Annotated in this window: 18 protein-coding genes; 5 read left to right on the top strand and 13 right to left on the bottom strand. The window is 32.1% G+C overall.

What is annotated here, in order from left to right; all coding sequences use genetic code 11:
* Positions 1 to 161: 161 nt before the first annotated feature.
* Positions 162 to 365 carry a hypothetical protein gene (locus MKO96_RS00480; protein ID WP_016129684.1) on the top strand — a complete coding sequence of 68 codons (204 nt, stop codon included), beginning with the start codon at positions 162 to 164 and terminating at the stop codon, positions 363 to 365.
* A gap of 80 nt (positions 366 to 445) precedes the next feature.
* The gene (locus MKO96_RS00475) at positions 446 to 649 is read left to right on the top strand and encodes a hypothetical protein (protein ID WP_098208896.1); all 204 of its coding nucleotides are present in this window, start codon (positions 446 to 448) and stop codon (positions 647 to 649) included.
* A 77-nt stretch (positions 650 to 726) separates the two neighbouring features.
* Here MKO96_RS00475 and MKO96_RS00470 read toward each other — a convergent pair whose 3' ends face one another.
* The 4 genes from MKO96_RS00470 to MKO96_RS00455 form a co-directional block, all read right to left on the bottom strand.
* Positions 727 to 1,587, bottom strand: coding sequence for a DegV family protein (locus MKO96_RS00470; RefSeq protein ID WP_240586275.1), 861 nt, complete (start codon positions 1,585 to 1,587; stop codon positions 727 to 729).
* Positions 1,588 to 2,062: 475 nt separating this feature from the next.
* Positions 2,063 to 2,515, bottom strand: coding sequence for a spore coat protein (locus MKO96_RS00465; RefSeq protein ID WP_087980724.1), 453 nt, complete (start codon positions 2,513 to 2,515; stop codon positions 2,063 to 2,065).
* A gap of 14 nt (positions 2,516 to 2,529) precedes the next feature.
* Positions 2,530 to 2,730, bottom strand: coding sequence for a hypothetical protein (locus tag MKO96_RS00460; RefSeq protein ID WP_060487103.1), 201 nt, complete (start codon positions 2,728 to 2,730; stop codon positions 2,530 to 2,532).
* A 363-nt stretch (positions 2,731 to 3,093) separates the two neighbouring features.
* Positions 3,094 to 3,642 carry a spore coat protein gene (locus MKO96_RS00455; protein ID WP_240586274.1) on the bottom strand — a complete coding sequence of 183 codons (549 nt, stop codon included), beginning with the start codon at positions 3,640 to 3,642 and terminating at the stop codon, positions 3,094 to 3,096.
* A gap of 833 nt (positions 3,643 to 4,475) precedes the next feature.
* Between MKO96_RS00455 and MKO96_RS00450 the strand changes: the two genes are divergently transcribed.
* Entirely contained in the window at positions 4,476 to 4,907 is a 432-nt protein-coding gene (locus MKO96_RS00450; protein WP_240586273.1) for a GNAT family N-acetyltransferase, read from the top strand.
* Between the two features lie 217 nt (positions 4,908 to 5,124).
* On the opposite strand, the gene MKO96_RS00445 is transcribed toward MKO96_RS00450, so the two are convergent.
* The 4 genes from MKO96_RS00445 to MKO96_RS00430 form a co-directional block, all read right to left on the bottom strand.
* On the bottom strand, positions 5,125 to 6,381 hold the full coding sequence (locus MKO96_RS00445) for a BC_2427 family protein (protein WP_240586272.1): 1,257 nt from the start codon (positions 6,379 to 6,381) through the stop codon (positions 5,125 to 5,127).
* A gap of 125 nt (positions 6,382 to 6,506) precedes the next feature.
* On the bottom strand, positions 6,507 to 7,202 hold the full coding sequence (locus tag MKO96_RS00440; RefSeq protein WP_240586271.1) for a CsxC family protein: 696 nt from the start codon (positions 7,200 to 7,202) through the stop codon (positions 6,507 to 6,509).
* Positions 7,203 to 7,749: 547 nt separating this feature from the next.
* Positions 7,750 to 8,520 (bottom strand): GNAT family N-acetyltransferase, encoded by a 771-nt coding sequence (locus MKO96_RS00435; protein WP_240586270.1) that lies wholly within the window; start codon positions 8,518 to 8,520, stop codon positions 7,750 to 7,752.
* A gap of 259 nt (positions 8,521 to 8,779) precedes the next feature.
* A complete protein-coding gene (locus MKO96_RS00430) occupies positions 8,780 to 9,559 on the bottom strand; it encodes a BC_2878 family exosporium-associated protein (protein ID WP_240586269.1) in 780 nt (259 codons plus the stop codon).
* A 253-nt stretch (positions 9,560 to 9,812) separates the two neighbouring features.
* Here MKO96_RS00430 and MKO96_RS00425 point away from each other — a divergent pair, with 253 nt between their 5' ends.
* A complete protein-coding gene (locus tag MKO96_RS00425; RefSeq protein WP_001062728.1) occupies positions 9,813 to 10,133 on the top strand; it encodes a hypothetical protein in 321 nt (106 codons plus the stop codon).
* Positions 10,134 to 10,187: 54 nt separating this feature from the next.
* Here MKO96_RS00425 and MKO96_RS00420 read toward each other — a convergent pair whose 3' ends face one another.
* The 5 genes from MKO96_RS00420 to MKO96_RS00400 form a co-directional block, all read right to left on the bottom strand.
* Positions 10,188 to 11,723 (bottom strand): MDR family MFS transporter, encoded by a 1,536-nt coding sequence (locus MKO96_RS00420; protein WP_240586268.1) that lies wholly within the window; start codon positions 11,721 to 11,723, stop codon positions 10,188 to 10,190.
* Positions 11,724 to 11,746: 23 nt separating this feature from the next.
* The gene (locus MKO96_RS00415; RefSeq protein WP_000401032.1) at positions 11,747 to 12,454 is read right to left on the bottom strand and encodes a hypothetical protein; all 708 of its coding nucleotides are present in this window, start codon (positions 12,452 to 12,454) and stop codon (positions 11,747 to 11,749) included.
* Positions 12,455 to 12,472: 18 nt separating this feature from the next.
* Positions 12,473 to 13,183 carry a bactofilin family protein gene (locus MKO96_RS00410; RefSeq protein WP_240586267.1) on the bottom strand — a complete coding sequence of 237 codons (711 nt, stop codon included), beginning with the start codon at positions 13,181 to 13,183 and terminating at the stop codon, positions 12,473 to 12,475.
* A gap of 13 nt (positions 13,184 to 13,196) precedes the next feature.
* Entirely contained in the window at positions 13,197 to 13,820 is a 624-nt protein-coding gene (locus tag MKO96_RS00405; RefSeq protein WP_087980731.1) for a YhbD family protein, read from the bottom strand.
* A 158-nt stretch (positions 13,821 to 13,978) separates the two neighbouring features.
* Positions 13,979 to 15,715, bottom strand: coding sequence for an ABC transporter substrate-binding protein (locus tag MKO96_RS00400; RefSeq protein WP_087980732.1), 1,737 nt, complete (start codon positions 15,713 to 15,715; stop codon positions 13,979 to 13,981).
* A gap of 101 nt (positions 15,716 to 15,816) precedes the next feature.
* Between MKO96_RS00400 and MKO96_RS00395 the strand changes: the two genes are divergently transcribed.
* Positions 15,817 to 17,043 carry an MDR family MFS transporter gene (locus MKO96_RS00395; RefSeq protein WP_240586266.1) on the top strand — a complete coding sequence of 409 codons (1,227 nt, stop codon included), beginning with the start codon at positions 15,817 to 15,819 and terminating at the stop codon, positions 17,041 to 17,043.
* Positions 17,044 to 17,059: the final 16 nt, after the last annotated feature.

The raw sequence follows: 17,059 nt of genomic DNA, 5'->3' as shown, positions 1-17,059 counted from the left end.
AAGCTATCATTCTTCATTTAGATAGTTATAGTTCATTACATTTACCTAATACATAAAAAATATCTATTATAAACCAAATAAATTTAATAGATGAATTATCAATATCAAATCCTAGAAATTAGTTTGTCGAATTATTCAATAAAAACGAAAGGATGATAAACATGATTGTAAGATTTAAAGATGAATCCGCACGAAAAATAGTAAGATATGTTGGAGGCGCTGCTTTACTTTTAATAATCGCTTCTTTCCTTTATCAGTGGAAAAATGACTTAGTAATTGATCAAACTGAAAGAGTCAGCTTTGGGCTAGTTATCATTACTTTCCTATCTACCTTCTTACCTATTAAAGAGAAAGTTAATAAATAGACTCAATAAATGAATTATAAATATCACATCCTGTAAGTTAGTTTATCGAATTATTTATTAAATATGAAAGGGCGATAAATATGATTGTAAAACCTAAAAACGATTCAACACGAAAAATAGTAAGATATGTTGGAGGAGCCGCTACTCTTTTAATACTAGCATCCTTCCTTTATCAGTGGAACAATGGTTTAGTAGTTGATGATACTGAAACATTTGGTTTCATGCTAGCCTTCACTGGTTTCCTATCTACCTTCATACCTACTAAAAAGAAAGTTACTAACTAATATAAAATTACATATTTTTCATCCTCATAAAACAATTATATTAGAATTAAAAAAGGATTGATCAAAAGATCAATCCTTTACTCTACTTCATTTAAGAAGAACAATGTTAACGCACCAGGTCCTGTATGCGCTCCGATTGCTGCTCCAATTGTATTTACGATAAATACTTCACAGCCAAATCTTTCCGTAATTAACGTTTTTAATGCTTCAGCTGTTTCTAAGTCATCACCATGAGTCATAGCGATTGTTTGACCTTTAAGGTCTTTTCCGCGCTCTTCCATAATATCTACAATTCGGCTTAGTACTTTCTTTTTCCCTCTTACCTTTTCAAGTGGTACAAGCTTTCCATCTTCTACGTTTAAGATTGGTTTAATATTTAATAAACCACCGATAAAACCAGCTACTTTACTTAAACGTCCACCTTTCACAAGGTACTGCAAGTCAGCTACAGTGAAGATGTGCTCCATATGCTTCATTAGAAAAGCGATACGTTTTAAAATATCTTCTTTTGATGCACCGTCTGTCGACATTTTAGCAGCTTCTAATACGACAAGCCCTTGACCAAGCGAAGCACATTTTGTATCAATAATTTCTAAATCTAAATCAGCATATGTTTCTTTCACTTCTTCTTTAATAACAACTGACGATTGATATGTACCGGACAGTTCAGATGAAAAAGCTAAATATATACAAGGATTACCTTCTTTTGCATAAGAAACAAATTTTTCTTGGAAAGTTTCAAGTGAAGGCAATGACGTTCTATAAACAGCGCCTTCTCTCATATTTTGCAATAATGTAACTGACTCTAATGTAACTCCATCTAAATACTCTGTTTCTGCTTCATCATATACACGGAGTGGAATTAAATCAATATCATATGCTTGCAGCAATTCTACCGGTAAATCCGCCGCACTATCCGTAATGATTTTAACACCCATTTTTAAACCTCTATTCTGTTATAAATATAAAAAATATAAAATAAAAATAGTACTTTTAAATTATATACGTAAAACTTAAATGAAGAAAGGAAAAGACTTTATATTGTATGCACTATTCTTCAAAACTTGAACCTTTACTAAAAATCATTCTATTTTAACTATTTATTATTCTTTCTATAACACAAATGATTTTATGATTATTTTGCATTTATATATTTTATTTTTTAATTCAATATAGTCTTTTCAAATTTATACTATTTAAAATTTAAAAGCCAAATCCAATAAAGGAAACGGCTTTTAAATTTTTTTAAAAATAACCAAACTTTATTTTCCATCACATTGTTTGTTTACATTATTATTTAGGCAATGTTAAATATAAGTCCAGTTATGATTAATATTTATAGCCTGTACTAGAATTAAAACAGTGAATATTTATCACTAAGAAGCAGCATATATAAAAAACAGGTTAAATATTTTATAGAATATTTAATTTTACTAGTAAAGCTAATAAAATTTGGAGAAGAATTTGAACATTTACTGCTATGTCTGTATCCGTAGTCGTAACTGTAACATTTCTAGAATTTCTAATGACAGTTTCTTGTTTATTAACTTGTTTAACAGATGATTTTTGAAACAATTCTTGTGCTACACGGTCAGCTTTTTCACTATCTGCTATAGAAATACTTATTATAACCACGATAGCTGCTTGTAATGCTGCTTGAATAGATAACGCGGCTTTTGTATCTGTAGTAGTAACTTCTACATCTGCTGAATCAACAATTATAATAGATTCTTCAGAAATTTGATAAGTTTTACTTTCTTGCGCAGCTGCTTCTGAAACGCTAGCATTTTTAAAAGACGGATGAGGATTTGAGTAATCTAATGCACTCCACTTTTTATTTTCATCTGTATGGCATGCTTTGTCCATAAGTTCACCCCCTTTCAATCTAAATAATTATTAACCTGTGATTGTATTTCAGAAACAATACTTTTAATTTGCTGTTTTTTTTCTGGCGATAAATTTTTTAACCTTTCTTCATTTATCCCATGCCTATTAAAAATATCTGAGAGTAAAAGGTCTATGATTATATTCTTTTGATCCTTATCAAACTTAAAGGAAGAAAATTTGTTTAAATCATCCATTTACAATATTCACTCCAATCAATTTTCTATAAAAATTTTAAATAACTACGAGCATTATATGTAATTTAATAAAAATTGCTTGGACAAGTAACTTAATCTTCTATTTCCACTTCTTTTTCTAATAAAATCAAAAAGCTGGCTTCTAATAAGAAGCCAGCTTTCCTTCACATAAACATAAGTTTCATTTACTTTTAAATAATGTATTTAACTTTTACTATTGTGTAGTTTTCTACACTTACTTTCCCATTAATCTTGAATGTTAATTCAGTCATAATAAGAAGTCCAAGCTTGTACCACATATTACAACAAAAAATATTTACTTAGAATGAACCTTTATAGCTAAATATAAACAGGTTAGAAACTTTATAAAATATTTAGTTTAACTAATAAAGCTAATAAAATTTGAAGGAGAATTTGAATATTCACTGCAATATCTGTATCAGTAGTTGTTACGGTTACATTTCTGGAATTTTTAATAAGTGTTTTTTGTCTATTAATTTGTTTAATAGATGATTTTTGAAATAATTCTTGTGTTATTTTATCTGCCTTTTCACTATCTGCTATAGAAATACTTACTACAACTACGATAGCTGCTTGTAATGCCGTTTGGATAGATAGCGCAGCTTTTGTATCTGTAGTAGTAACTTGTACATCTGCTGAATCAACTATTTCAATATATTCCTCAGAAATTTGATCGATTTCATCTGTTTGTATAGCTTCCTCTAAAAAATTTGCATTTTTACTAAACGAATAATAATTTAATGATTCGCAATCTTCTTTCTTTGGTTCACAATCCTCTTTTTTCGGCTCACAATCTTCTTTTTTTGGCTCAGGAACTCGTTTTTTCGGCTCAAACTCCCGGTTTAATGGATCCCGATTTTTCTTTCTTCTACAAACTTCACATTCACACATAAAATCACCCCTTTTAGTCTTAAAAATTAGCAATATTAAAATATTGACTAACTACTAGCATTTTATGTATTTTTTAAAAATTTGTTTGGACAAGTAACTTAATCTTCTACTTCTTTTTCTAATAAAAAAAGCTGCCTTCTAATAAGAAGACAACTTTCTTTGTGACTACTCTAGAATAGATTTCATACAATATAATTGTTCCTTCCTTATAACCTGAGTTCGTCACTTTAGTTATAAAAATGTGGGTATATCCTATAACCTTTTTAGGGATCATCCATAATTTATTTCATAAAAAGTGCTTTGTTTTACTGAAAGGTGGTTGCGGAAACAACCGCCTTTTTATTCGGAACAAAATAAAACTTTTATATAAAAGGCCCATAATTAAATACACTTAACTTCATATGATATATTGCATCCTTTCTTTTTAGAATGAGTAGTCGTTACTGAAGGGCACTTTTCGAAGTGCTCTTATCTTTAAATCCCTTTTCTTTTTCAGGAGGTTTTTTTCTAAATCCTAATACGATTTTTATCACTCAGGCTGGTGATTATTATATTTCCTTACTAGTTCCAATAATATAGTAGCTACACCAATTAAAATAAGCCTATAAACTCTATACGCTTAAATAATAATGCGTTACCAAACACACGAAATAGTTTTACACTAAATTCACAAGGTTCTTATCCTCTTTTAGTTGAAGTAATCATTTCAATACCAGCAAATCCACACCTTCAACTAACAAATTTAGCAAATGTGCTATATCAAGGTTCTTTTGATATAGCATCTTATGTTTTATATAATAAAGATAGTGCTAGTATTCCGAAGGAGGGTGTCTATGAATATTCAAATGGCTACATCTAACGATTTAGAATGGATTAATAATCAATATGACTCAATAGGATTTGTACGAAGTGATTTAAAAAGAGATAAAGTTGCAATCATTACATACAACAACGAGTATGCAGGTGTGGGACGATTAGTCCAAATAGATGATGATACTATAGAAATGGGTGGAATTTTTATTCTCCCCCAATTTAGAGGGTTACATTTAGCTGGGGAACTTGTATCATTTTTAGTAGAAACTGCGAAAAAATTACAAGTAAAAAATGTATATTGTCTTCCTTTTGAGGAATTAGAAAACTTTTATAAGAAATATGGCTTTACTGAAGTTGATGCTACAAAAGAGGTTATCCATCCAATTATTCTAAAAAAATATAACTGGTGTTTGGATACTTATGATAAACATGTTTTACTATTTAAGTTGTGAGTTTCTAAATTAGGATTTAACACCTTGTATTTCCCCACATGTAAAAAAGATTTATCACGTTTCACCTAGTTAATTAACGTATTGTTAATTACTACATTGGCAGTATTTCACTTCCAATGCATGTTAGCTAGCTTGTTTGCAGACTTGCTAGCACTTTTTGTGTTTTTCTATTACAAACTCCTAAAAAAATTCAACTGATTGATAGTGAAATAATCATTTATGTAATTCGCACACGAACTTCCTGTTCTTGTAATAATTGGACGTTTAGTTCCAATATAATATTTTGCATTAACTGGTAGATCTTATCATGATTTTCACTTTGTTCTGATGTAAATTCAATACACTGAAATATATAACCTTCTACACGTAAGCTTCCTTTTTCAATTATAGATGGATTTTTTCCTTTCTTTATTATTTTTGGCAATAAGAATTCTTTGTTTGTTACAATAATTTCCTGTGATACTTCTTTTATTTCTATAACTGTTTCTTTAAAAACGATCTTTTCTATTAGACTAATTTCACCTTTATACCGCCCTATTTCAATTGGTAATTTCGCAGTTATATAATTATTTACATCTGCTTCAACTTCCTTCTCTAATATTATACCGTGGATAGGAATCCATGAAGATGAGCCTACCCAACCCTCTTCAATATTCCCTTTTTCTTTTTGATTAGAAAGTTCTAAAAGTACCCTCTTTTCATGAAGGTTTGAAGAAACTAAATTACAATCAATCTCTCCATGATAATATTCCATTGTAGTTAGTAACGTAGAATCCAGCTCACGCCCTCTTGCATCTTCTTCATTACGAAATACATATACTTCTTGATTTTTCACATTCATGTTAGGGGATTTTTTAAAACTAGTAACATCTGAAATAATAGAAAATGGGGTTTTCACTTCTATTGAACGTTCTGAATTCGCTATTTTTGATTCAGAATCTATACTTTTCCCCTCTAATCCACTCGTTTTATGTTCTTTTCCTAGGAAAATTTTTTCGATTTTTTTCTCAGATTCATTTGCTTTTTCTTCCTTTTGGGGCTCTGGTTCTTTATTTTCTTTCTCTGCTTGTATTGCTTTTTCTTCTTTTTTTGACCCTGGTTCTTTACTTTCTTTCACTGCTTGTATTGCTTTTTCTTCTTTTTTTGACTTTGTTACTTTACTTTCTTTCTCTGCTTGTATTGCTTTTTCTTCTTTTTTTGACTTTGTTTCTTTATTTTCCTTTTCTGCTTGTATTGCTTTTTCTTCTTTTTTTGACTTTGTTTCTTTATTTTCCTTTTCTGCTTGTATTGCCTTCACCTTACGTTCTGGTCCTTTACCTTCTTTCTCTACTTGTATTGCTTTCTCTTTTTTCTCTGAATCTGTTTGTTTACTTTTCTTATTTTCTCTTATTTCATGAGATTGCTCTTGATCAATCAGTATCTCTCCTTTGTAAACTTTGTTCCATATTTTCTTACCAACCCATGGATTTTTCATCACCATCCCCCCACCAATGAAACTCATAAAAATATATTTTTGTACGCGACCATTTCATTATTATATATGTTTTATAAAACGAAAAAAAACATTGTCTTTTTATCAAAGACAATGCTTTTTTAGTTTTACACTCGTACTTGTTGCACTTGTAAAACTTTCACAGTAAGATCCAGTACAATTTTCTCACGAAGAGTCTCAAATGATTCGTTTAATTCTGTTGGACAAGGAGAGAAGTCTAATTCAAAAAATTGAGCGCTAACTAATTCGCAATATGGTTGTTCATTATAAAAAACAGTATTTTCAAAGAAGTATTTGTCTAAACGTGGTAAGTCACCGTTATTAGGATTAATAAAGTGAGATGTAGTATCTGAGGAAGCAGCTACTATTGCTAGTGATAGAAAATCTGTTTCTGTTAAATCTGAAAAACCAGAAAATGGAACATTTGCGATACGATCAAATAGTACTGAATTACATCCACTACCTGCATATTCAATGTTTTTACGAATATATCCTTGTACAAATAACTTTGCTCTTGTAACTCGGCGGTAATTTGTACCTGGTACTGGAGTGAATGCTACTGGAACTAACTTACACTGTGTTAAAAATACGTTTTTTAACACACGTTTAATTTCGGATGCTGCAGGTGCTAATGGAACATCTGATTCTACAACAATTTGAATTGTTCTTTCGGCTAATACAACTGGGATTTTTACAATCGGTGCTCCTGGTGTAAGAATTGGTGCTGCTGCCTCATCACTTAATGGTGTTTGGGTTTGTCCTACTACCTGACATGGTACATTAATTGGACATTGTTCACTCATAATATATAATCTCCTTTATAAAAAAAAATTAGAGTTTTTCAACTCTCTATACTGTATATGTACTTTTTCTATTAATGCGTGGGTTTGTATCATAGTCACTTTTATCATTTGCAAAATAAGAGATTCATTTCCCCTTTATAGTTAAAAACATATAAATTAATAAAAGGAGCCTATACTGATATCTACCTATATAAAATAGAAGGTCTCGACTTTTTTCTGTTAGAGCTAATAGGTGTTCCAAAATTAATTTTTCAAGAGTCTTTTATTCCATCTAACAAAGGATAATATTTAATAAGAACCATTTACCGACTTTTTAATATCCACAAAATAGAAGGTCACGACTAATTTATCTTTTTATAAAAAATAAAAACCGACTAAAAAAGCCAGTTTTTGCACTCAATATATTATAAAATCTTCTTATTATTGAACTAATTATTTTATTTTCTAATGTTTTGATAGATTTTTAAAAACTCTATCAAAACATTCTAGTCATCTGTCTTTCCCTTTAAACTCTATACTTTGTACAAATCTTACACTCTCTGCTCATTCATCTATTATCCACAAAATAAGTATCATATGCCTTATCAAAAACATATCCTAACTTTTCTGCTAGTTTTGCAGATGTAGTATTCGCTGCATCCCAGTTTGGATATATCTCTTTTTCTAAACAGTCCAAGATGAGTGCTGCACTAACTATAGTCGCCAATCCTTTTCTTCTATGATTGTGATCAGTCGCTACCTCAATTTCAATCCCTTTATCATAAATGCTATATGATGATGCACCGCATATAACTTCTCCTGTATACAAAATACAATACCCTATACCTCGGTTTATATAATCTTCAACTGATTGAAATTGACTTGTAAAATCTTCAGAGACTTTATGTAATGTAGGGTTATTTACGATATCTTCATCTATTCTTCTTAACTCGTATCCTTTTGGAAGCACTGATATAAAAGATTGTAATTTTGAACGATTAAAAACTTCTGCATTACGTTTGAATTTATAGCGTAAAAACTTATCTATTTTTCTTCCGTAAAATGTTTCTAAACGTTTTTTCCACTCTTCACTATTTACGATTACTAACATTCTATCAGGAATGTTACGTAGTAATTCTTCTGTTTCTCTCCTATTTGGATCCCCAGCGTAAAATGTGAAAATCCCTACCGTAACTTGCGCTACTGTTGGGTTTTCAAGATCATTTACCCAAGCATTACCCATATGTCCTTGTAAATAAGAAAGTAAAACAACGTTATTGAAATCCTCGAACATAGTAACTAATTTTTTTCTCGTATGTATATTCGCTTCATATATCATTTACATTCCCGCTTTCTTTGGAATCAGTTTAACTCTACTTTTCATATATAAACAAAAGTTTATTAAACTATATATAATCGTAAAATATTCGTAAATATAAAATTATTATAACATCTAATGAATAGTTAGCGACTGTCCTGTATAAAGGTTAACAGTAAATATACTTAATAATAATTTGCAATCTACATGTAACCGATTATCACCTTTTATTATGTAATACCCCTCAATACTCGTTTGAGGGTTCATTTAAATACCTATGTTATAACTCATTCTTATAAATATATGATTCTGTTCCTCCGTTTTTATATACTTTAGTCACTTTAACAACTGATGAGTACGTATTATCGTCATTCGATATCATCTTTTTCATCTCTTCTATCTCAGTATTACCAGCTCCACTCTCGATTTTCAAACAGTTCGAGATGCTGAGGTATCCACTCGATGCGAAAAGAATAATAAACGTAAGATCTGGGAAATTAATGAACAGTATTCCAAACTTTACAGGATTCGCAGCCGTATCAGATAAAACTAATCGAAAGTTTAATAGTTCAGGCACTTGAACAAAATCTTTAGAAACAATCGCTTCACCTATTATAGTAATTTGCTTTACGATATTCCCCATCTCATCTGTAAATTCAGTACAACTAGGTGCATCAATTGTTTTTGCTTGTAGTGATAAATTCAATTCTGGATTGTAAAAGTCAAAAAAGAGTGTACTACCCTCTGTTAAACATTGCGGACAAACATTTCCAAGTAAACTAAAATCCTCTTCAATAAATTTAACTTTCGTTTTACAACTACAAACTTTTCCTATTCGAATTGCATCAATCTTAGAGCAATCTACAAAAATAACCTCATTGTCCTCTTGTACGAAGGATACGATACCATTCCTCTTATTAAATGAAAGAAAATAAGATACAACAATTTCGTTTCCGGCGATTACTATACTCTCAACTTTTGTAAAAGGCTCTAGACTTCGCAAAAATTCACAAATACTATTTTGGTAGCATTGATAATTTCGTTTCGGCTCACAACCCACTTACACTCCATCCCTTCCCTATATGTTTTATCTAATACATATAATATGAACGGAGTATAAAAAAGCTTGGACAATATAACTTTAACTCAGGAATATAGGTACTTACTTATCACATTAATAATGAAATTACGCCAATAATGAGTAATAGCACATAAATTTCCCTATAAATACATATAACAATTTCATCTTTCATGAAAAAAACGTTATAATAAGGTGTAGCCTCTACGATTACGTTATAAAGGAGAATAAAAAAATGGCTAAAATTAAAGTATACCAAGCAAAAGAAGAAAATATGGATGCAGTAAAGAATATCATTGATGTTGAGGAACAAAACCCAACTGCTGAAAACTTACAAAATCTATACGCATGTGTATTAGAAACAGAAGATATGGCATTGCCTGAATCATACATTGAAGAAGATATCTTAATTGATTCTATGGAAGTTATGGTTAACGCTTCTCAAAACAAACTAAGAGACTTAGGTGCATACGATGTAATCGAAGTTCAAAACAAAGGTAAGAAAACACAAATCTTATTATTAGCAGACGAAGAATACGAAATTATCGAAGGCTAATCTAAATCCGTACATACGAAAAAGCTCCTTTCCAATTGGAAAGGAGCTTTTTCATTACGCTTTTGATGTTTCACTCTTTTTATTCGTTTGTTTTTTCTTAATTACCATACGCTCATTTCCCATTAAGAAAATAAATATGAATGCTAGACCTGCTGGTACCAATGCCCACATAAATGTTTGAACAATGGAGCTAGAAAGAGCATCAATAATTTTATCTAATATTTGCGGCGGGATTTGAGATCTTGCCGATTCTGATAGAATAGCTCTTGAATCTCCTAAAGCGTTTGTATTCATTCCTCCGCTCATACCTTTAAAAGCTTCTTCTAATTGATCTTGGAAACCTGTTCTTTGAATCATTCCGAAGATTGTAATACCAAGTGTCATTCCTAATGAACGAATGAAATTACTCGTTGAAGTTGCAGATCCACGCTGCTCCATACCGAAGTTGTGAATAGCTGCCATACTTAGTACAGAGAATGAGAAACCTACTCCAAATCCAATAATAATCATATAAACCGTTAATAATATACGACTTGTTTCTGGCGTTAATGTGCTTAATAAAAATAGTCCAATTAGCATAATAACAGCAGAAATAATCATAATGTTTCGGTAGCTAAGCTTCGTCGTTAAAAATCCACCTAATTGAGCTGTTACGACTGATCCTAACATCATCGGTAAAAGTAATAATCCTGAGTTTGTTGCGCTACCACCGTATACACCTTGAATGAATAACGGTATGTATACAGTTGCTGACATGAACGCAGCACCGTAACATAATGCAATAATGGTACTCATTCCGAATAAACGTTGTTTAAACATTTCAAATGAAATGATCGGTTCTTCTACTTTACGTTCAATAAAAATAAATGCAATAATTAAAATAGCGAATCCGCCAAATAAACTTAAAATAAAGTTAGAATCCCAATCATACTTTTGTCCACCTAGTTCTAAAGCAAACATTAGCGAAACTACTGCACCAACTAAAGTAATTGCGCCAAACCAATCAATTTTTTGCTTTCTATGAACTCGTGATTCTTTATAAAAGAATGTAATAAAAATAAGTGCTAAAACGCCAAGCGGTAAGTTAATGTAAAATACCCAGTGCCAGCTTATGTAATCTGTAATATACGCACCAAGCAACGGACCAAAAATACTTGATAAACCAAATACTGCTCCGAATAATCCACCCATTTTCCCTCGCTTTTCAGGAGGGAAAATATCAAAAACGATAGTAAACGCGATCGGCACTAATGCCCCACCGCCAATACCTTGAATGGCACGATAAATACCTAACTGTGTAATATTTTCAGCAGTACCACAAAGTGCCGAACCAATCATAAAGACGATTAAACCGAAAATAAAGAATCTCTTTCTACCATACATATCTGATAGTTTTCCGAATATCGGCATACCTGCCATTTCTGCGACCATATAGGCAGAAACGACCCATACAAAGTTTTCAAGGCCTCCTAAGTCACCAACAATCGTTCCCATCGCTGTTACGACAATGGTATTGTCCATTGATGCCATTAAAATACCTAGCAATAAGCCCGCCACAACAAAGCCGAGCTTATTATTTTTCTCAACCATAACCTTGCTCTCCCTCGTACTACTTATATTTGTTTATGTTCTTTTACGACTGCATTACCTTTTTGGTTAAAACTAGTATGATATTCTACAACACTAATTTCACATCCTGGACCAATGGTAACGTTGTTTCCTCTTACAACTTCAGCAATCGTATGCTCTAAATAAATTTCATCTCCTTCAATGATAGACGTTTGGAGGCTTCCCGCATGACTTGTAAATGGAATAAATCTCGCTTTTTTATGAACGGTAATCTTCTTACCACCAATCTCTCTCACTTTACTTCCTTCATAACGAAGTGAAATATCAATATTTTCAGCATTAAGTAATCCATCACTTTCAAGGCCACCAGTTAGTGATAGTTCTTCAACTTCAATATCTCCTTTCACATTTAAAGCGCCTTTCACATCTACGAAATCACCAGTAAACTTCCCTTTAACTTCTATCATACCTCTTACTTTCGTTTTTTCAATATGGGCATCACTATTCATTTGTGTATTTCCGTATACTTTTACATATTCAGCAGTTACATTTCCTTGTACTTCACTATCTCCATACACGACATAATTTTTCACTTTCATATTACCGCGCACTTCACTCGTTCCGTACGTTTTAAATTCATTACAGCTCATATCATTAGAAATTGTTCCTTCACCGCGAATCTTCACTTTGTTATAATCCCCGCCTGCTGAACTACCAGAACCATTGACAGTAAGACTATGTTGATGTTCCATATTATTTTCTCCCTCCCATTAAACCTGCTTCATTTCTTTTACATTTGCGCTTTTATCAACAGTAAGAACACCAGTGTATTCAATCAATTCAATCTCACAGTTCGCTCCTACTGTCACATTGTTTCCTCTTACCGTTTTTATGTGAGCATAATCAATATCGATATTGTCACCTTCTAATAGTTCAGCCTCTAATTGCATACCAAATACCGATTTAAACAGTCTACTAAAAGTACTTAGTCTATGTTTTACTTTAATCGTTTGACCACCAATTTCTTTCGCTCGACATGTACCCTGAATATTAATATTTATTTCATCGGCGCTTAATAATCCACCAATTGTAAATTGTCCTTCTGAAGAAAAAGTATCCACTTCACAATTACCATCAATCGTTGCTTGACCGTTGATTTTAAATTCTTCACCAGTTACATTTCCACCTACTGTACCTTTTCCTGCAATTTTTAAACTGTTCGCCTTCACATCTTGCGTAATTGTTGCTTTTCCATCAATTCGCATCGTTTCCGCAATAACTGTACCATCGACTTTACCCGATCCACTAATTCTTGCATTACTACTTTTCAAATTTCCAGTAACAGCACCGTAACCGTTACATTCAAATTGATCACATTCAACATTTCCATTAACAGTCCCTTTTCCATTTAATTGCACTTTATGAAACTCGCCGCCATTCGATGAACCGTAACCATTTATAATCAAATTATCTGTACGCATACTTTCTCCTCCACTACAACAGTTTCGTTTTTAATGCTTCGGTATATTTCATAATCGCTTCGCGTAAAACAATTTTGGTACCTTTTTCAAAAATTAAATCGTCCACGTTTGAAACTAAGAAACATGTAGAAATCCCTAACTTTCGGACGATGATTAAGTCACAAGTTTTATGCTTAATCGCTTCATAATTTTCACGTAAAACTTGCAAGACCATTTTTCCTTCTTCTAAACTAATCTCTCCCGATTGTAGTAATTCTTCTAACATATACACATAAAGAATATCTACAAATTGAAACTCTGTTGTTTTATTCGTTTGTTCTATGAAGAATTGTAAAACTGGCTCTGATGCAATTCCTTTACGTAAGACGTCTTCCTTAGTTAAAAGGATTTCTCTTACACTCGGTGAAAACATATTTGCTAGTTCATCAAGTGATAAATCTTCTTTCATCGTTTGGATTTTATCAATACGCTCTAATATCTTTTCTTTCGGAAAAAATGTCTCTTGACCCGTGAATGTTGATTTTCGTACAAACCAATCTTCCGGTATTAAATTTTTTCTTTTCCACCTATATAACTGTCCGTATGAAATACCAGTTAGTTCTAATAAATCTTTTTTTGAAATTAAATCTGTACTCAACTGTATAACACTCCTTCCTGATAACAATGTAACATAACACTGTTACGCTGTAAATGGACTTTTATCGTAAGTAGCGTAACAATGTGTAAAACAAACCTGTTTCACACACAAAAAAAGGCTCTTACACATCATTTAAAACGTGTAAAAACCCTTATATATCAACATGTAAACCATATTTCATAGAAATCAATCCACCCTTGTGAATTAATCATTATATTTTGTACTTTTTCGTGAGAAGTTACTTGTTGTTTGTTACGATATAAAGGAATAATATGAATGTGACGCAACAAAGTGTCCTCAATATCGCGTAACAATGTAACTCTATTCTCTAAATGTTCTTCTTTAAAATAAGGGGAGAACTTTTTATGAAAGTCCATGCTGCTTTGCCCATGAATAAAACTATTTTTTGTAAGAAACATATATAGCAGACTATCTTCTATTCGTTCGCTAATTGTTGCACTATCATGCATCATATCAGCCTTTTGTATCGTACTGATTTCCAATAACTCTTCAACTTCAAGAAAATTATTTTCTACACGAATCCCATACTTCGCACACTCTTTCTGAATCCATTGTGCATCTTCTACGTGATCTTGTCCTGTAAATGTGTAGAGTTGTAGCACTTCATGATGATACATACTCCTTTTCACTAAGCATTCTATCTCTTCCTTAATCTCTACTTTTCTTTCATTTGCTAATATTAGTTTCTTTGCCACTTCTCCACGTTCTCCGCCGAGTTCTTGAACAATTCTATCGCCATGAATGATTTTATGTAGTGCCTTTCGAAGCAGCTCATCTTGCATTGGTCCTTCTTTTACAAGATTGCACGTTACATATGTCACGTTCGATTCAAGCCGAGACAACTCTTTATTAGGCTTTTCTTTATCTTTATATTGCGCCTTTACTAACACGTCATACGTATTTACATTTTGCTCTACATTCATTAGTTCAATTCGGTCAAGAAAAGGTCTTTCACGATAATATAAATCATGCACTTCTAATACAAATAATTGTGCATTTTTCTCGCGTAATATAAAAGGTCCTGTACCAATAAAGTTTCCTGCTTCATCTACATTTACGATAGAACACTGTTCTGCACTTAACATATGTAAAAACATCCTATTTTCCGTATGTAATTGAATTTCAACAACAAATTCATCCACTGCACGGACATTTTCAACATGTTGCAACATCCATGCGTGTGGGTTGTTTTCCGCTTTCATAAATCGATTCAATGAATGTATAACATCATGTGCGGTAAGTCGTTTTCTATTATGAAGATGAACGCCTTTTCTTAAATAAAATGTCCAAACCTTTTCAGCGTCATTATATTGCCAGTGAAAAGCAAGTCTTGGCTCAATACAATTTGTTTCCTCATTCACATATACGAGTGTATCAAAAATATGTTTAACCATATGACATTCTGAGCGCATCGTAGCGTAGACCGGATCTAAAGCGATGTCTAGATTCATTTGTACTTGCAACCGAAGTACATCTTTTCTTCCTTCAGGTGTCCTTTCTATTTTATGACCAAATATGGAATCTACCCAAGCTTCATACTCTTTCTTTACTAATGGAAATTGTGAGCTGTATCGTTCCACAAATGAGATTCCACTTTTCACATCCCCTTTTTTCGTTAGTTCTTTTCCTCTGTCTAAAATTAATATCATCGGTTGCTTTTGAAATATTAATTTAGAACGATTCCCTCTTCCGCGCCCTGGAAACCAAGCGATCCAATTTAACTCTTCTAATTTTTTTATTATTAATTTACTATTACGCTCCGTACAAAATAATGTTTCTGCTATCATTTGTACGGTAACTTCTAATTGTTCTCCTTCTTGTCTACCTTTACCATAGGCACACCATAGTTCAATATATTGATTTAAAATAAACATCATAATCCCCCTAAAAGGTGAAAAATAATCCCTTTTGTTTCTACCCTTTTTCCACTTCTCCTTTCATCTTATCATTTCAATATAGAAAGGAGGAATTAATATTGAACAATCTCATACTACGTTATAATAAACCCATTATTATTAGACTGTGCGGCGAATTATTAACCCGAACGACTGAATCTATGTTAGCTCTCATTATGATTATTTACATTAATAAAATGTTAAACGGTAATATAATAATAACTATGCTCATTTTCGGACTACAACCTCTCTCAGACATTGTATTTACACTTATTGCTGGAGGAGTGACGGATAAATATGGGCGAAAGAAAATTATGTTACTCGGCTTATTGCTACAAGGCGTTGCAATCGGCAGCTTCGTCTTTGCTCAATCTGTTTTTATATTTGCTTTGCTTTACGTCATAAATGGGGTTGGCCGTTCCTTATATATTCCCGCTCAACGTGCACAAATTGCTGATTTAACAAAACAAAAACAACAAGCAGAAATTTTTGCTCTTTTGCATACGATGGCTGCAATTGGTTCCGTAATCGGTCCAATAATTGGTGCTATCTTTTATCATACTCACCCTGAATATTTATTTATAATGCAAAGCATTACACTTATGGTATATGCAGTAGTTGTATGGACTCAGCTTCCAGAAACCGCTCCAGTATTTACAAGGCCACAGCAAAAAGTTGAAGTATCATCTTCAAAACAATTTGTAAGCAAGCATTACGCCGTTTTAGGACTTATGATTACTACACTCCCTATTAGCTTTTTTTATGCTCAAACTGAGACAAATTATCGCATTTTCGCTAAAGATATATTTCCAGATTTCGTATTCATGCTCGCTTTTATTTCAACATGCAAGGCTATAATGGAAATCTTCCTGCAAGTTTTCCTTGTGAAATGGTCTGAACGATTTTCTATGGCGAAAATTATTCTTATTTCTTACACCTGCTATACAATAGCTGCAATTGGCTACGGGATTTCAGCAACAATCACGTCACTATTCTTCACATTACTCTTTTTAGTCATTGGGGAAAGTATCGCCTTAAACCATTTACTTCGATTCGTTTCAGAAATCGCTCCTACAGATAAGCGTGGATTGTATTTTTCAATTTACGGGTTACATTGGGATATATCTCGTACGTGCGGTCCTGTACTTGGGGCGGTTTTATTAAGTAAACTAAACGGTAGCATGCTATTTTATATTTGTGCTTGTTTCTTAATAATGGGAGGGATTATTCAAGCACTGTTTATTCATAATGTAGAACGTAATAAAATAAATAAAGACGTTTCGGAGCATACCCCTCATATTTTATAGGATGCTTTCTTTATAA

The organism is Bacillus sp. ES1-5 (genome assembly GCF_022487605.1).
GTDB lineage: Bacteria > Bacillota > Bacilli > Bacillales > Bacillaceae_G > Bacillus_A > Bacillus_A wiedmannii.
The sequence above is the reverse complement of the archived record's forward strand: the minus strand, read 5'-3'. Positions and strand labels throughout refer to the sequence as shown.

What these genes read in the sequence shown, in the direction of transcription:
- MKO96_RS00465 (WP_087980724.1), bottom strand. Translation starts at nt 2,515, where the DNA reads ATGGACAAAGCATGCCATACAGATGAAAATAAAAAGTGGAGTGCATTA.
- MKO96_RS00415 (WP_000401032.1), bottom strand. Translation starts at nt 12,454, where the DNA reads ATGGAACATCAACATAGTCTTACTGTCAATGGTTCTGGTAGTTCAGCA.
- MKO96_RS00420 (WP_240586268.1), bottom strand. Translation starts at nt 11,723, where the DNA reads ATGGTTGAGAAAAATAATAAGCTCGGCTTTGTTGTGGCGGGCTTATTG.
- MKO96_RS00435 (WP_240586270.1), bottom strand. Translation starts at nt 8,520, where the DNA reads ATGATATATGAAGCGAATATACATACGAGAAAAAAATTAGTTACTATG.
- MKO96_RS00460 (WP_060487103.1), bottom strand. Translation starts at nt 2,730, where the DNA reads ATGGATGATTTAAACAAATTTTCTTCCTTTAAGTTTGATAAGGATCAA.
- MKO96_RS00455 (WP_240586274.1), bottom strand. Translation starts at nt 3,642, where the DNA reads ATGTGTGAATGTGAAGTTTGTAGAAGAAAGAAAAATCGGGATCCATTA.
- MKO96_RS00425 (WP_001062728.1), top strand. Translation starts at nt 9,813, where the DNA reads ATGGCTAAAATTAAAGTATACCAAGCAAAAGAAGAAAATATGGATGCA.
- MKO96_RS00475 (WP_098208896.1), top strand. Translation starts at nt 446, where the DNA reads ATGATTGTAAAACCTAAAAACGATTCAACACGAAAAATAGTAAGATAT.
- MKO96_RS00480 (WP_016129684.1), top strand. Translation starts at nt 162, where the DNA reads ATGATTGTAAGATTTAAAGATGAATCCGCACGAAAAATAGTAAGATAT.
- MKO96_RS00470 (WP_240586275.1), bottom strand. Translation starts at nt 1,587, where the DNA reads ATGGGTGTTAAAATCATTACGGATAGTGCGGCGGATTTACCGGTAGAA.
- MKO96_RS00440 (WP_240586271.1), bottom strand. Translation starts at nt 7,202, where the DNA reads ATGAGTGAACAATGTCCAATTAATGTACCATGTCAGGTAGTAGGACAA.
- MKO96_RS00445 (WP_240586272.1), bottom strand. Translation starts at nt 6,381, where the DNA reads ATGAAAAATCCATGGGTTGGTAAGAAAATATGGAACAAAGTTTACAAA.
- MKO96_RS00450 (WP_240586273.1), top strand. Translation starts at nt 4,476, where the DNA reads ATGAATATTCAAATGGCTACATCTAACGATTTAGAATGGATTAATAAT.
- MKO96_RS00400 (WP_087980732.1), bottom strand. Translation starts at nt 15,715, where the DNA reads ATGTTTATTTTAAATCAATATATTGAACTATGGTGTGCCTATGGTAAA.
- MKO96_RS00410 (WP_240586267.1), bottom strand. Translation starts at nt 13,183, where the DNA reads ATGCGTACAGATAATTTGATTATAAATGGTTACGGTTCATCGAATGGC.